At 72.3% G+C, this 14,806-nt stretch carries 10 protein-coding genes; 3 read left to right on the top strand and 7 right to left on the bottom strand.

Going from position 1 to position 14,806, the window contains the following annotated elements; all coding sequences use genetic code 11:
* Nucleotides 1-236: 236 nt before the first annotated feature.
* From ACFV8H_RS16800 to ACFV8H_RS16820, 5 genes are all read right to left on the bottom strand, one after another.
* Complete coding sequence (locus tag ACFV8H_RS16800) at nt 237-1,256, bottom strand: LacI family DNA-binding transcriptional regulator (RefSeq protein ID WP_380400409.1); 1,020 nt, start codon at nt 1,254-1,256, stop codon at nt 237-239.
* 25 nt (nt 1,257-1,281) lie between these two features.
* Nucleotides 1,282-2,997: a glycoside hydrolase family 13 protein gene (locus ACFV8H_RS16805; protein WP_380400411.1), complete on the bottom strand. Its 1,716-nt coding sequence runs from the start codon at nt 2,995-2,997 to the stop codon at nt 1,282-1,284.
* 55 nt (nt 2,998-3,052) lie between these two features.
* Nucleotides 3,053-3,958 (bottom strand): sugar ABC transporter permease, encoded by a 906-nt coding sequence (locus tag ACFV8H_RS16810; protein ID WP_380400412.1) that lies wholly within the window; start codon nt 3,956-3,958, stop codon nt 3,053-3,055.
* Between the two features lie 55 nt (nt 3,959-4,013).
* Nucleotides 4,014-5,015: a carbohydrate ABC transporter permease gene (locus tag ACFV8H_RS16815; protein WP_380400414.1), complete on the bottom strand. Its 1,002-nt coding sequence runs from the start codon at nt 5,013-5,015 to the stop codon at nt 4,014-4,016.
* A gap of 110 nt (nt 5,016-5,125) precedes the next feature.
* A complete protein-coding gene (locus ACFV8H_RS16820; RefSeq protein ID WP_380400416.1) occupies nt 5,126-6,406 on the bottom strand; it encodes an extracellular solute-binding protein in 1,281 nt (426 codons plus the stop codon).
* Nucleotides 6,407-6,714: 308 nt separating this feature from the next.
* Between ACFV8H_RS16820 and ACFV8H_RS16825 the strand changes: the two genes are divergently transcribed.
* Nucleotides 6,715-7,221 carry a GNAT family N-acetyltransferase gene (locus ACFV8H_RS16825; protein ID WP_380400418.1) on the top strand — a complete coding sequence of 169 codons (507 nt, stop codon included), beginning with the start codon at nt 6,715-6,717 and terminating at the stop codon, nt 7,219-7,221.
* 13 nt (nt 7,222-7,234) lie between these two features.
* On the opposite strand, the gene ACFV8H_RS16830 is transcribed toward ACFV8H_RS16825, so the two are convergent.
* Nucleotides 7,235-8,311 carry an aldose epimerase family protein gene (locus ACFV8H_RS16830; RefSeq protein ID WP_380400420.1) on the bottom strand — a complete coding sequence of 359 codons (1,077 nt, stop codon included), beginning with the start codon at nt 8,309-8,311 and terminating at the stop codon, nt 7,235-7,237.
* A 225-nt stretch (nt 8,312-8,536) separates the two neighbouring features.
* A complete protein-coding gene (locus tag ACFV8H_RS16835; protein WP_380400421.1) occupies nt 8,537-11,536 on the bottom strand; it encodes an ATP-binding protein in 3,000 nt (999 codons plus the stop codon).
* Between the two features lie 336 nt (nt 11,537-11,872).
* Here ACFV8H_RS16835 and ACFV8H_RS16840 point away from each other — a divergent pair, with 336 nt between their 5' ends.
* A complete protein-coding gene (locus tag ACFV8H_RS16840) occupies nt 11,873-12,820 on the top strand; it encodes a terpene cyclase (protein WP_380400423.1) in 948 nt (315 codons plus the stop codon).
* Between the two features lie 319 nt (nt 12,821-13,139).
* Nucleotides 13,140-14,663: an aldehyde dehydrogenase family protein gene (locus ACFV8H_RS16845; RefSeq protein ID WP_380400425.1), complete on the top strand. Its 1,524-nt coding sequence runs from the start codon at nt 13,140-13,142 to the stop codon at nt 14,661-14,663.
* Nucleotides 14,664-14,806 lie beyond the last annotated feature (143 nt).

Consider the following 14,806-nt stretch of genomic DNA (forward strand, 5'->3'; position numbering starts at 1 on the left):
GCGACCAAGGACCGCGCGGCCGCCGACGGCTGACGCCGGAGCCCCGGGAAGAGCATGCGCTCCTCCCGGGGCTCCGGCGTGCCCGTACGCCCAGGGGGCCGACCGACCACAGGCCGACCGGACCCGCCGATCTGACGGATCCGGACCGCCCCCGGGCGCCGCACGCCGACGGGCCCCGGAGAGCAACCGCCCTCCGGGGCCCGTCGGTCGGCCCGGTCCGCCCGGACCACCCGTTCTCAGCGCGCGCAGGCCCCGGTGGACCCGCGCATCACCAGCTCCGGCTGGAACATGAACTCCCCGCGCTGGGCGGAGTTCCCGCCGACCTCCTCCAGCAGCGCGTCCACCGCCGCCGTCGCCATCGCCTCGACCGGCTGGCGGATGGTGGTCAACGGCGGCTCGGTGAAGGCGATCAGCGGCGAGTCGTCGAAGCCGACCACCGAGACGTCCTGCGGCACCGACAGCCCGCGCTGGCGCACCGCCCGGATCGCGCCGAGCGCCATCATGTCGCTGCCGCAGACGATCGCCGTACAGCCCTTGTCGAGCAGGGCGCCGGCCGCCGCGTGCCCGCCCTCCACGCTGAACAGCGTGTGGTGGACGAGGTCCTCGGCCTCCTCCCGGCTGCGCCCGAGCACCTCGCACATCGCCGCCGTGAAGCCCTCGATCTTGCGCAGCACCGGCACGTACCGCCGCTGCCCGACCGCCAGGCCGATCCGCTCGTGCCCGAGCTCGGCCAGGTGCTGGACGGCCATCCACATCGCGGAGCGGTCGTCCGGCGAGATGAACGGCGCGTCGATCTTCTCGCTGTAGCCGTTGATCAGCACGAACGGCACCCCGCGCCCGGACAGCCGGGCGTAGCGGTCGTGGTCGGCCGTGGAGTCGGCGTGCAGCCCGGAGACGAAGACGATGCCCGCCACCCCCCGGTCGACCAGCATCTCGACCAGTTCGTCCTCGGTGGACCCGCCGGGCGTCTGGGTGCACAGCACCGGGGTGAACCCGTGCCGGCTCAGCACCTGCTCGATCACCTGGGCCAGCGCGGGGAAGATCGGGTTGCTCAACTCCGGTGTGATCAGCCCGATCAGGCCCGCACTGCGCTGGCGCAGCCGGGTCGGCCGCTCGTAGCCGAGCACGTCGAGCGCCGCCAGGACGGTCTGCCTGGTGGCCGCGGAGACGTTCGCCTTGCCGTTGAGCACGCGGGAGACGGTGGCTTCGCTGACCCCCGCCTGCGCCGCGATGTCTGAGAGTCGCGCCGTAGTCACGGGCCCAGAGCCTATTGCACCCACGTCAGACCGCCCACCAGCCGGTGCTGTCCGGTGCGAGCACGGTCTCGCCGCCGTCCACCCCGAGTTCGGTCGAGGAGAGCAGCAGTCGGCCGGGGGCGGGTATCCGCACCGGCTCGCCGGTGGTGTTCACCGTGCAGACGAAGGAGCCGCGCCGGAAGGCGAGGGTGCCCTCGGGGGCGTCCAGCCACTGGACCCCGGTGCCGGCGCCGAGGTCGGGCTGCGCCCGGCGCACGGCCAGCGCGCTGCGGTAGAGCTCCAGGGTGGAGGACGGGTCGCCGGTCTGCGCCTCGACGCTCAGCCCGGCCCACTCGGCGGGCTGCGGCAGCCAGGACGGCCCGCCGGCGGCCGGTCCGAAGCCGTACGGGGCCTCGGTGCCGGACCACGGGATCGGCACCCGGCAGCCGTCGCGGTAGCCGTCCTGGCCGGCCTGGCGGAAGAAGGACGGGTCCTGGCGGACCTCGTCGGGCAGGTCGGTGACGTCCGGCAGGCCGAGCTCCTCGCCCTGGTAGACGTACGCGGAGCCGGGCAGCGCGAGCATCAGCAGGGTGGCGGCGCGGGCCCGGCGCAGGCCGAGCGCGCGGTCGCCGGGGGTGCGGATCTGGGTGCCGAGGCCGGGCTCGTTGGCGAACCGGGTGGCGTGCCGGGTGACGTCGTGGTTGGACAGCACCCAGGTGGTGGGGGCGTCGACCGGGCGCATCGAGTCGAGCGAGAGGTCGATCACCTCGCGCAGCGCGGTGGCGTCCCAGTCGGTGCCCAGGTACTGGAAGTTGAAGGCCTGGTGCAGCTCGTCGGGGCGGACGTAGTTGGCGGTGCGCTGGACGGTCGGGGTCCAGGCCTCGGCGACGCCGATCCGCTGCCCCGGGTACTCGTCGAGGATCCGGCGCCAGCTGCGGTAGATCTCGTGCACGCCGTCCTGGTCGAAGAACGGCATGACGTCGTTGCCGAGCAGCTTGAGCTGGTCGGAGCCGCCGAGGTCGGGCAGGCCGGGGGCCTTGACCAGGCCGTGGGCGACGTCGATCCGGAAGCCGTCCACGCCCATGTCCAGCCAGAACCGCAGGATCGAGCGGAACTCGTCGGCGACGGCCGGGTTCTCCCAGTTGAAGTCGGGCTGCTCGGGGGCGAACAGGTGCAGGTACCAGTCGCCGGGGGTGCCGTCCGGGTCCTCGGTGCGGGTCCAGGCCGGGCCGCCGAAGATGGACTCCCAGTCGTTGGGCGGCAGTTCGCCGTTCCCGCCCTTGCCGGGGCGGAAGTGGTAGCGGTCGCGCAGCGGGGAGCCGGGGCCCTCGCGCAGGGCGCGCTGGAACCACTCGTGCTGGTCCGAGGAGTGGTTGGGGACGAGGTCGACGATGATCCGCAGGCCGAGCCAGTGGGCGTCCCGGATCAGCGCGTCGGCGTCCAGCAGGGTGCCGAACATCGGGTCCACGGCGCGGTAGTCGGCGACGTCGTACCCGGCGTCGGCCTGCGGCGAGGCGTAGAAGGGGGAGAGCCAGACGGCGTCCACGCCGAGGTCCCGCAGGTACGGCAGGCGGCTGCGGATGCCGGGCAGGTCGCCCATGCCGTCCCCGTTGGAGTCGGCGAAGCTGCGCGGGTACACCTGGTAGATGACCGCGTCCCGCCACCAGTCTCTGGACGCGCCGCCACGCACAGGAGCCGGGGCGGCCGCCTCGTGAGCGGTGTCGGCGGCAGGCCGGGAGGTGTCGGCCAGGTTCTGGGTCATGGACGGTATCCCTTGGGGATCGGAGGAGCGCTGGGAAGCAAGAGGCCTGGGAGCGTTACGACTTGGAGGCACCGGCGGTCAGGCCGGTGACCAGGTGGCGCTGCACCAGGTAGAAGAAGGCCGCGGAGGGGATCGCGATCAGCACGGCGGTGGCGGCCATCAGGTTCCACTGGGCGTCGTGCTCGCTGACGAAGCTCTGCAGGCCGACGGCCAGCGTGTACTTGTCCGAGCTGAGCATGAAGGTGGAGGCGAACGGCACCTCGGCCCAGTAGGTGAGGAAGGAGTAGAACGCGGCCACCGCCAGGCCCGGGCGGGCGAGCGGCAGCACCAGCCGCCAGAAGGTGCCGAACGGGCTGAGCCCGTCGACCCGGCCGGCCTCGTCGATCTCCACCGGGATGGTGTCGAAGTAGCCCTTCATCAGCCAGGCGCAGTACGGCACGGTGGTGGTGGAGTAGACCAGGATCAGCCCGGCGTAGCTGTCCAGCAGGTCGAGCGCGGAGAGCATGGTGTACATCGGCACGATCAGCACCGCGATCGGGAACATCTGGGTGACCAGCAGCGACCACATCAGCGGCTTGTGCCCGGGGAACTTCATCCGGGACACGGCGTACCCGGCGGTGGCGGCGAGCAGCACGCCGAACACCGTGGTCACCCCGGCGACCAGCAGGGAGTTGCCGAACCAGGTGAAGAAGTCGGTGTCGCCCAGCACCTGCTGGTAGTTCGACAGCGTGATCTTGCCGAAGATGTCACCGGGGTGGAGGTAGTCGTTCTTGTCCGGCCCGAGCGAGACAAAGAGGATCCACGCGATCGGGAACAGCGCGATCAGGCTGGCGAGGATCAGGACGCCGTGGGACAGCGCCTTGGACAGCGGGCTGCTCTCGCCGCGCGGCCGGAACTTCGCCGGGCGGGCGGCCGGGGCCGCGGCCGCCGCGGGGGCGGGGCGTTCGGTGGTGGTGCTCATCGGGTTACCTGCCTTCGTGGGTCAACTGGGTCCGGGGCCTGGGGGGGACGAGCCCCTAGCCGTTGGCCTGCTCGTTGCGGGCGAGCCAGCGCCGGTAGAAGGCGGTGAAGACGATCAGGATGGACAGCAGGATCACGCCGTACGCGGCGGACCCGGCGTAGTCCCGGGGAATCTGGCCGAAGCCCAGGCGGTAGGCCCAGGTGACCAGCAGTTGGGCGTCCGGGGCGCCCTTGCCGAACAGCAGGAAGATGACGTTGAACTGGTTGAACGTCCAGATCACACCGAGCAGCACGACGGTCGAGGACACGGAGCGCAGCCCGGGCAGGGTGATGTGGCGGAACTGCTGCCAGCGGGTGGCACCGTCCATCTCGGCGGCCTCGTACAGCTCGGCCGGGATCGACTGGAGGCCGCCGAGCAGCGAGATCATCATGAACGGCACGCCGGCCCAGGTGTTGACCAGGATCGCGGCCGCCTTCTGCGCCCACGGGTCGGTGAGCCAGCCGGGCTCGGGCAGGTGCAGCGTGGAGAGCACGGTGTTGACGACGCCGCCGTCGGAGAGCATCAGCCGCCAGGAGAAGACGGTGACGAAGGTCGGCACGGCCCACGGGAGGATCAGCAGCATCCGGTAGGCCGCGCGTCCGCGCAGCTTCTTGTTGAGCAGCACGGCCAGCCCGAGGCCGAGGGTGTAGTGCAGGCTGACGCAGATGGCCGTCCAGGCGATGGTCCACACGAAGTGGGACCAGAAGCGGTCGTACGAGCCGGGGCCCCAGAGGATGTCGGCGTAGTTGTGGAAGCCGACGTACTGGTAGCTGGCCGGGATCTCGTTGACGCCGATCTTGCGGGCGACGTTGAGGCTGTTGGCGTCCGTGAGGGTGAGCCAGACGCCTTCGACGAGCGGGTAGAACACCAGTACCGCGAGTACCAGCACCACCGGTGCGATCATCGCGTAGGCGTACCAGTGCTTGGCGTAGGAGCGCTTGAGGCGCTCCAGCGGACCCGGACGCTGATCGCGCTCCCGGCTGCCCTTGCCGGTGGCGCCCTGCACGGCGACTGACATCGTTTGCACCTTCTCGGGGGTTCTCGGGGAGGCCGACGGCCCGGGGGAGCCGACGGCCTCGGGGAGCCGACGGCCCGGCCCGCCGGAGTCGGCGGGCCGGGCTGCGGGGACTACTTGGCGAAGCCCGGCAGGAGCTTGGCGTAGTCCGTGGCCACGGTGTTCAGTGCGTCCTGGGTGCCGGTGCCCTGGACGGCCTTGCCGAGGTTGGTGCCGAGCGAGTCGAACAGCGAGCTGTACTCGGGCAGTTCGGGGCGCGGCTTGGCGCTGCCGAGGATGGCCTGGAAGCCGGCGATGCCCGGGTCGGCCTTGACGTCGGCGGTGTAGGCGTCGGCGCGGGTCGGCAGGGTGGAGTTCTTCTGCGCGATGAAGGCCTGGCTCTCGGCCGAGGTCATGAAGGCGGCGAACTTCTCCGCGGCGGCCTTGTGGGCCTTGTCGGCACCGGCGTAGACGGCGATGTTGTGGCCGCCGGTGGGGGCGCCGGCCTTGCCGCTGGAACCGGCCGGGACGGCGGCGATGCCGAGGTTCTTCTTGTCGGCGAACGCGGAGCCCTTGTAGATGTTGGTGATCTCCCAGGGGCCCTGGATGATCGCCGCGACCTTGCCGCTGTTGAAGGCGTCCATCATGTGGGCGTAGGCGTCGGTGGTGACGTCGGCCTTGGCGGTGCCGGGCGAGGTGAACATCGACTTGTAGGTCTCGATGCCCTTGACGGCCTCGGGCGAGGTGATGGTGATCTTCTTGGCGGAGGCGTCGACGGCGTCGGTGCCCTCGCCGAACAGGAACGGCATCGCGTAGTAGCCGTCCGCGGCCTTCATCCAGAAGCCGTCGACGCCCGCCTTGTCCTTGACGGCGGCGGCGTCGGTCTTGAGCTCGTCCCAGGTCTTGGGGGCGTCGGTGATGCCGGCCTTGGCGAAGAGGTCCTTGTTGTAGAGCAGGCCGAGGGTGTCGGTGACCAGCGGGACGCCGTACAGCTTGCCGCCGTAGCTGGCCTGCTGGATCAGGCTGGGCTGGAAGGCGGAGGTGTCGGCGGCGGCCGGGGTGCCGTCCAGCGGCTCCAGGAAGCCGGCCTTGGCGAAGGCGGCGGTCCAGCCGACCTCGGAGCGGAACACGTCGGGCGCGCCCTTGGCCCCCATGGCGGTCTGCAGCTTGTTCTGCGCCTGGTCGAACGGCACGTTGACGAAGTTGACCTTGATGTTCGGGTTGGCCGCCTCGAACTTCTTGGCCAGTTCCTGGTAGTTCGGAGCCTCGTTGGTGGCGTTCGACGTGTCCCAGTACGTGAGGGTGACCGGGCCGTCGGCCTTCCCGTCGGAGCCGGAGCCGCCACTGCTGCCACAGGCAGCCATCGAGACCGCGAGGGCCACAACGAGGGCAGAGGCCGCGATGCCACGCCGCATGAGAACTCCTAGGAGGGTGGGGGTGCCCGAGATGTTCGGAGGCAGGCGCATAATGGCTGCCTCGTGCCGACCGCACCGTTGCTGCCGTCGGGCTCGGGAAGGAAGTTAACAGCGGGGCAAGATCGACGGAAAGGTCTTGCAGCAAGTTTCTGCAAGAAGCCGCGATCGTTACATCCGCGTGTCCTGGACGTGGCCGCACGGTAGTGGACGGCGCGGCGCAATGTCCGCCTCCGTCCGCTTCGCCCCACCCCGGGTGACCGGAGCAGCCACCCTCCGTGGCCGGAAACCGCTTGCAGCAGACTGGACGCATGCGCATCAGAGCCGTCGAGAAGGACGAACTGCCCCTGCTGACCGAGCTGGAACGGGCCGCCGGAGCCCCGTTCGCGGAGATCGGGATGCCGGAGATCGCCGCGGACGAGCCCCCCGCCCCGGAGGAACTGGCCCCCTACCTGGAACACGGCACCGCCCTGGTCGCCGAGGCCCCCGACGGGACGATCGTCGGCTACCTGCTGGCCGAACCGGTGGACGGCGCACTGCACGTCGAACAGGTCTCGGTCCACCCCGACCACGCCCGCCGGGGCATCGGACGGGCCCTGATCGAGCACCTCGCCGAGGGCACCGACGCCCCCGCGCTCACCCTGACCACCTTCGCGGACGTCCCCTGGAACGCCCCGTACTACGCCCGCTGCGGCTTCCGCCCGCTCGGCGAGGACGAGCTCACCCCGGGCCTGCGCCGGATCCGCCGGCTGGAGGCCGAGCACGGCCTCGACCGCTGGCCCCGGCTCTGCATGCGCCGGGACCTGGACCGGCCTTAGCGATGGACGGGGCCTAGTTGACCCCGAGCCGCAGCACGGTGGTCGAGCGGAACTCCTCCCCCGGCCGCAGCACGGTGCTCGGGAACGCCGGGTGGTGCGGGGAGTCCGGGAAGTGCTGGGTCTCCAGCGCGATCCCCGCGAACGGCCCGTACGGCACCCCGCGCGCGCCGGTGACCGCGCCCTGGAACTTGTTCGCGGTGTAGACCTGGACGCCCGGCTCGGTGGTGAGCACCTCCAGGGTGCGGCCGCTGACCGGGTCCTCCAGCAGCGCCGCCCGCGCCGGGCCGCCGTCCGCCGGTCGGGCGCGCAGCACCCAGTTGTGGTCGTAGCCGCCCGGACCGGCCAGCTGCGGGTGCTCGTCGTGCACCGATTTGCCGATCGGGGTGGCCACGGTGAAGTCGAAGGGCGTCCCGGCCACCGGCTCGGTCCGCCCGTACGGGATCTGCCGCTCGTCGGCCGGGGTGTACTCGTCGGCGTCCAGGGTGAGCAGGTGGCCCAGGACGTCGCCGCCGCCCTCACCCGCAAGGTTGAAGTACGCGTGGTTGGTCAGGTTGACGACCGTCGGCCTGGTGGTGACGGCGCGGTAGTCAATCACCAGCTCGCCGCCCTCGCCCGGGGTGTGCGACAGGGTGTACGTGACGGTCACGTCCAGCGCGCCCGGGAAGCCCTGGTCGCCGTCCGGGCTGTGCAGCCGCAGCCGCACCCCGCCGTCGACCGGCTCGGCCGCCCACATCCGCTGGGCGAAGCCGTCCGGCCCGCCGTGGATGGTGACCCCGCCGCCGGTCGGGGCCAGCGGGTGGTCCTCGCCGTCGACGGTGACGACGGAGCCGTCGATCCGGTTGGCGTACCGGCCCACCACCGTGCCGTAGTGGCGGGCCGGGCCGAGGATCTGCGCCAGCTCGTCGGTGGAGAGCAGCAGTTGGGCCGGGCGGCCGGCCCGGTCCGGGGCGGTGAGGGTGTGCAGGGTGGCGCCGAGGTTGAGCACGCTCGCCTCGTACGGGCCGGAGGTCAGCGTCCAGCGCTGGATCGCCGCGCCCGCGCCCGAGCGGTCGAGGGGTTCGCGGCGCACACTGGTGGCCTCGCTCGCCATGGCCTGCTCCTCACTGGCGACGGCGCTGCCGCCTCCGCCCGGTGTCCCGATCCGTCCAGGGGGCGTCGCAGCGGCCCCCCCGTGGTGCCCGTCAGCCTAGCGAGGGCGGCCCCGGCGGGGGCGCTCCCACGCCACCGCGCGCCGCCCGGACGCCACCGGCCGCCGTGCACCGTACGCCGGACGCGCGCCGCCCGGACGCCCTCCCGCTCCCCCGCTACTGCCCCGCTACTCCCCCGGCTCCTCGGCCGGCTCCGGCCGAAGCCCGAGCGCCGAGGCCAGCCCGTCCGGCCCGGTGCCCGCCTTGCGGTAGACCGCCGCCAGCCGCCGATTGACCAGGCTCAGGTGCACCCCGAGCCGCTCCGCGATCCGCTGCGGCGGCACGCCCTTGACGGCCAGGTTGGCGACGTCCCGCTCCGGCCCGCTGAGCGCCTCCAGCGTCTCCTGGAAGTCGTGCACCCCCAGCCGGTTGGGCCGCAGGCCGTAGTTGGCCAGCTCCCGCCGAGCCCGGTCGACCAGCCGCTCCGCCGAGCAGTGCTGGGCCAGTTCGATGCCCTGGTACAGGTACTCCTGGGCGTCCTCCAGCCGCCCGACCCGGCGCTGCGCGGCGCCGAGCTCGACCAGCGCGACGGCGTGCTCGTACCCGGCCGGGGACTGCCCGAGGTGCTCCACGGCCTGCTCCAGCAGCTCCACCGCCTGCTGGCCGTCCGCGATCCGGGCCTGCAACCGCAGCGCGCTGCCGATCGCCGAGGCGGTGCCGAACCTGCGGGCGTCGTCGACGGCCTTCTGGGCGTACTCGCGAGCACGCTCCGGCTCGTCGGCCGCGATCGCGATGGCCAGGTGCCCGGCCCAGGGCGCCCAGACGGTGTTGCGCCAGCCGCGGACCTCCAGCTGGGCCCCGGCCTCGGTGAGCGCGGCGGCCGCACCGGCGTGCCGTTTCTCGGCGACCAGCAGCTTGCCGTACAGCGAGGCCGCGTCCGGCAGCACCATGGCCGTCGCGTGGTACGGCGGGTGGAAGCCGAACTCGTTGGCCAGCTCCCAGGCCTCGTCGACCCGGCCGCGGGCGATCAGGGTGTCCACCAGCACGCCGACGGCGTCCCAGGCCAGCGGCAGCTTGGCACCGATCCGCTCGGAGATCCGGTAGGCCCGGCGCAGGAAGTCCTCGGCCTCGGCGAGCAGTCCGCGGCGGAACCGGGCCAGCCCCATCAGGAAGTACGCGAAGCCCCGGTGGGCGCCGCTCCAACCGGCCAGCTCGAACTGGATGATGGCGTCCGCGGCCAGCCGCTCGGCCTGGGCGATGCGGTCGTTGTAGATGTACGTGAGGCAGAGCATCGAGGGCAGTTCGAAGCCCCAGGTGGTGTCCGTCCAGCCGAGGCCCTTGGGCAGCCGGCCGCCGTCCAGGACCTCGTCGGCGAGCGCGAGCGCGTCGGTGGAGGGTTCGCCGCGCAGGGTGAGGTCCCAGGCGCGCATCACCAGCACGGCCCGGTCGGCGGCCTCCCGGCCGGCCAGGTTGAGGTAGAGCTGCTCCAGCCGACGGGAGCGTTCGGGGCCGTTCTCCTCGGACTTGCGGAAGGCGTGCCACATGAACGAGGCCGCCTGGAGCCGCTGGCGCCGGACCGGGTCGGTGGTCTGCTCCGCCTCCTCCTGGCAGACCAGGGCGGCCTGGCCCAGCTCACCGCTGTGGGCGAGCACCTCGGAGAGCCGGAAGGTGGCGTCCACCCGCAGTTCGGGGCGCAGCGGCCCCTCGTCGGGGTCGAGGGCGAGCCTGAGCTGGTTGACGGTGGCGCCGGGGTCGGTGAGCAGCGCGGAGCAGCCGAGTTCGTACAGCACCTCGGCCTTGATGTCGTCGGCGGGCGGCTCGTTGAGCGCCCGGTGCAGGCAGCGCTGGGCGGCTTCGGGGGCGCCGATCAGCTGGTGCTCGACGGCGGCGCGGCGCAGCTTCTTGACGATCCGGTCGTCGCCCTCGCCGGAGTGGGTCTCGACCAGGTGGCGGGAGGCGGCGAGCAGGCCGAGTCCGGCGTTCTCGATCTCGACGGCGGCGATGCCGTGCATGCCGAGGCGGGTGGCCTCCGGCATGGTGTTGTAGATGGAGCTGGCGATCAGCGGGTGGACGAACTCGAGGTTGCCGTTGGGGGCCTGGGTGAGCACGCGCTGCTTGCGCAGTTGCTTGATGGACTCGCGGGCGCCCTCTCCGCTCTGGGTGGAGATCCGGGTGACCAGGTCGATCCGGATGTCGGTGCCGAGCATGGCGCAGGCCCAGGCGAAGCGCAGGGTGGCGGGGCCGAGCCGGTCCAGCCAGCTCTTGAGGGTCATCCCGGTGGCGTCGACGGCGAGTTCGCGCAGTTGCCGGGAGTTCTCCTCGACGGGTTCGAGCTCCTGGTCGCGGACCTGGTCGAGCAGGGCGACGGCCTCGAAGGGGTTGCCGTTGACGACGTTCCAGAACTCGTAGCAGAAGGCGTCCTCGGCCCGGTCGCCGAGTTCGGCGCGGATCATGTCGGAGACGGAGTTCAGGGTGAGCCGGCTGAGTTCGTGCTTGCGGCTGGCGAGGCCCAGGACGCCGCGGCGCAGTTCGTGGGTCTCGCCGAACCAGTCGTTCTCGTCCTCGCGGAAGGCGAACACCAGCAGGACGGGCAGTTCGCCGGAGCGGACGGCGAACTTGGCGAGCCAGGAGAGGGATTCGGCGTCCGCCCAGTGCAGGTCGTCGACGATCATCACCATCGGTGCGCGGCGCGGTGCGAGCTGGGTGAGGACGTAGTCGAGGCCGTCGCGGACGCCCTGGGGGTCGAGGCGGCGGGCGCCGGCCTTGGGCTGCTTGAGGCCCATGGCCGGTCCGACGACCTCCTCCCAGGTGCCCATGACCTGGCTGAACTCGTCGGCCTCCAGCCGGGTCAGGACGGGCTGGAGGAGCTGGCGGAGCACGTGGTAGGGCTCCTTGAACTGCCGTTCGCCGCCGCGGGCGAAGAGCACGGTGGCGCCCTCGCGCAGGCTGGCGATCCGTCGGACCTCGTGCAGCAGGCTGGTCTTGCCGATGCCGGGGCGGCCGGAGAAGGCGAGGAGTTCGCCGATCTCGGTGCCGCCGGCGGCGAACTCCCGGCAGAGCCGGTCGACGGCCGCTTCCACGGAGCGCAGTTCGGTGTCGCGGTCGCGCAGCCTGACCCTGGGCGCGGGGCCGTCCTCGTCCCGTTCGGAACCGGTTCCCGTCCGAAGTTCGTTGCCCTGATCGGTCACCGTCGCGCCTCCGCCTCACCCGCTCGCGGCTCCGCCCCGCCACGCGCGGGGAGCCGGCCCGTCACTACTGTTCGTGGAGCCGAGGTTAGCGCCGTGCAGGGCTCGCTGTGCGGCATTCGCGCAGGCTGGGGCGGACGGCGAGGGTTCGGACGGCTTGCCAAGGGCAATTGCCCTATATCCCTAACGTCCGATCATTACATCAGATACCCTACGGCCCGCGAGGCGCGGATGATCTTGCGTAACCACCCTCACCCCCCGCGCCCCGCCGCGTCAACTCCCCCCACACTCAGTGCTCGAACCACAAGCGCCCCCACCCACCGCTGCACCGGGAGTCCGATGTCTGACGACACCTCACTTCAGATCCCGTTCCCGCACCGCCGCAGTCCGCACGGCCCGTACGCCACCGCGGTGCACCGCGACTGGCTGGTCCGCCACCCGCTGCTCCCCGACGCCGACCACCCGGGCTACGCCCACTGGGAGGTGGTCGACCTCGCCGCGCTCGGCTACCCGGACGCCGGACCGGAGGAACTCGCCCTGGCGGCCGACCTGATGGGGTTCTACTTCCTCTTCGACGACCAGTTCGACGGCCCGCTCGGCCGCCGGCCGGCCGAGGTCGCCCCGATCTGCGAACGGCTGATCGCCGTCCTGCACGGCGCCCGCCCCGACCAGCGCTCCCCGGTCGAGACCGCCTTCGCCGACCTGTGGAGCCGCAGCGTGCGCGGCATGCCCGCCCGCTGGCAGGCCCGCGCCGCCTACAACTGGGAGTACTACTTCGCCAGTCACCCGGCCGAGGCGGCCGGCCGGATCTCCGCGCGGCCGCCGGACCGGGACGGCTACCTCGAACTGAGACGCGGCACCGCGGCGATGGAGACCATCTTCGACATGGTCGAACGACTCGGCCAGTTCGAGGTCCCCGCCTCCGTGCTGCACCACCCGGTCCTGCGCCAACTCCGCCAGCTGGCGGCCGACATACCGTCGCTCTCCAACGACGTGCGCTCGTTCCCGCTGGAGGCCCCGCGCGGCGACGTGAACAACCTGGTCATGATCGTCCAGCGCGAGCGCCACTGCTCGGCCGAGGAGGCCTGCGCCGCGGTGATGGCGGAGGCCCAGCTGATGGTCGAGCGCTGCGCCGAGCTGCACGGCCGACTGTCGGACGTGTACCGGGAGTTGGGCCTGTCCCGGATCGAGAGCGCGATCGCCCAGCGGTACGCCGACGGGCTGCTCACCTGGCTGGCCGGCTACCTGAGCTGGGAAGCCCGCACCGGCCGGTACCACGCGGTCTGACCCACCCCGGCCCGACGCCGTCCGGCTCCGCCCGGGCCCGTCCGAGGCGCGCCCGGGACCGCGCGCCGTCGGACGCGCCCCGCGCGCCCGGCCCGGAACGTCCGGAACCCCCACCGTCCGTACGAGCCGGTCGTACGGACCGTAGCCGCGCCGCGCGCCCGGCGGTTATCGTGCTCGTCGGCGGGCGCCCCGGCGGGGCGCCGGCCCGACTGCGTGTCCGCACCCTCCGCCGGACCGCCCCCGACCGGGCGGCGGTCCGGCGTGCCGCCCCCGGCCCGCTCGGCGCCGGGGCGCCCGACGTCGCGAGGAGACACAGAGCATGACGGTCTACCAGCCCCCCGGCGCGCCCGGCAGCATCGTCGCCTACCGCTCCCGGTACGACCACTGGATCGGCGGCGGTTGGACGCCCCCGGCGCGCGGCGAGTACTTCGACGACCCGACCCCGGTCACCGGTGAGGTCTTCACCGAGGTCGCCCGCGGCACCGCGGCGGACATCGAGGCCGCCCTGGACGCGGCCCACGCCGCCGCCCCGGCCTGGGGCCGCACCTCCCCGGCCGAGCGCGCCCGGGTGCTGCTGCGGATGGCCGACCGGATGGAGGCCAACCTGGAGCAGTTGGCGGTCGCGGAGAGCTGGGAGAACGGCAAGCCGGTCCGCGAGACGCTGGCCGCCGACCTCCCGCTCGCCGTCGACCACCTGCGCTACTTCGCCGGCGCGCTGCGGGCCCAGGAGGGCAGCCTCTCCCAGCTGGACGAGGACACCGTGGCGTACCACTTCCACGAGCCGCTCGGCGTGGTCGGCCAGATCATCCCGTGGAACTTCCCGATCCTGATGGCGGTCTGGAAGCTCGCCCCGGCGCTCGCGGCCGGCAACGCCGTGGTGCTCAAGCCGGCCGAGCAGACCCCGGCCTCGGTGCTGCTGCTCGCCGAACTGACCGCCGACCTGGTGCCGCCGGGCGTGCTCAACATCGTCACCGGCTTCGGCGAGGAGGCCGGCGCCCCGCTGGCCGCCAGCCCCCGGGTCCGCAAGCTCGCCTTCACCGGCGAGACCAGCACCGGCCGGCTGATCGCCCGCGCCGCCGCGGACAACCTGATCCCGGCGACCCTGGAGCTCGGCGGCAAGAGCCCCAACCTGTTCTTCGCGGACGTCGCCGCCGACGACGACGCGTTCTACGACAAGGCCGTCGAGGGCTTCGCGATGTTCGCCCTCAACCAGGGCGAGGTCTGCACCTGCCCCAGCCGCGCGCTGATCGAGACCCCGGTCTACGAGCGGCTGCTCGGCGACGGCCTGGCCCGGGTGCGCGCCATGCGCCAGGGCAACCCGCTGGACACCGCGACCCAGGTCGGCGCGCAGGCCAGTGCCGAGCAGTTGAAGAAGATCCTCTCCTACTTCGAGATCGGCCAGGCGGAGGGCGCCAAGGTCCTGGTCGGCGGCGAGCGCGCCGAGCTCGGCGGCGCGCTGGCCGGCGGGTACTACGTGACGCCGACGGTCTTCGAGGGCGTCAACAGCATGCGGGTCTTCCAGGAGGAGATCTTCGGCCCGGTGGTCTCGGTCACCCGCTTCGACGGCTTCGACCAGGCGGTCTCGCTCGCCAACGACACCCAGTACGGGCTGGGCGCGGGCGTGTGGACCCGCAACATCAACACCGCCCACCGGGCCGGGCGCGCCATCCAGGCGGGCCGGGTCTGGACGAACTGCTACCACGCCTACCCGGCCCACGCGGCCTTCGGCGGCTACAAGAACTCCGGCATCGGGCGGGAGACCCACAAGGCGCTGCTGGAGCACTACCAGCAGACCAAGAACCTGCTGGTCAGCTACTCCCCCGACGCGGTCGGCTTCTTCTAGACAAGTTCTTCCAGGCAAGAGTGGAGCGGGAGGCCCGACCGCCGGGCCTCCCGCGCCACCGCCCCACCCCGCGGCCGGCGCACCCGGCCAAAAGCCAGTTTAGGGATCTTAGCACAAGAATCCGGTGCTTTTGACGACGCGCC

Source organism: Kitasatospora sp. NPDC059827 (assembly GCF_042731675.1).
Lineage (GTDB): Bacteria > Actinomycetota > Actinomycetes > Streptomycetales > Streptomycetaceae > Kitasatospora.

Coding starts and splice junctions, on each gene's coding strand:
- ACFV8H_RS16805 (WP_380400411.1), bottom strand. CDS start 2,997: ATGACCCAGAACCTGGCCGACACCTCCCGGCCTGCCGCCGACACCGCT.
- ACFV8H_RS16810 (WP_380400412.1), bottom strand. CDS start 3,958: ATGAGCACCACCACCGAACGCCCCGCCCCCGCGGCGGCCGCGGCCCCG.
- ACFV8H_RS16815 (WP_380400414.1), bottom strand. CDS start 5,015: ATGTCAGTCGCCGTGCAGGGCGCCACCGGCAAGGGCAGCCGGGAGCGC.
- ACFV8H_RS16820 (WP_380400416.1), bottom strand. CDS start 6,406: ATGCGGCGTGGCATCGCGGCCTCTGCCCTCGTTGTGGCCCTCGCGGTC.
- ACFV8H_RS16825 (WP_380400418.1), top strand. CDS start 6,715: ATGCGCATCAGAGCCGTCGAGAAGGACGAACTGCCCCTGCTGACCGAG.
- ACFV8H_RS16830 (WP_380400420.1), bottom strand. CDS start 8,311: ATGGCGAGCGAGGCCACCAGTGTGCGCCGCGAACCCCTCGACCGCTCG.
- ACFV8H_RS16840 (WP_380400423.1), top strand. CDS start 11,873: ATGTCTGACGACACCTCACTTCAGATCCCGTTCCCGCACCGCCGCAGT.
- ACFV8H_RS16845 (WP_380400425.1), top strand. CDS start 13,140: ATGACGGTCTACCAGCCCCCCGGCGCGCCCGGCAGCATCGTCGCCTAC.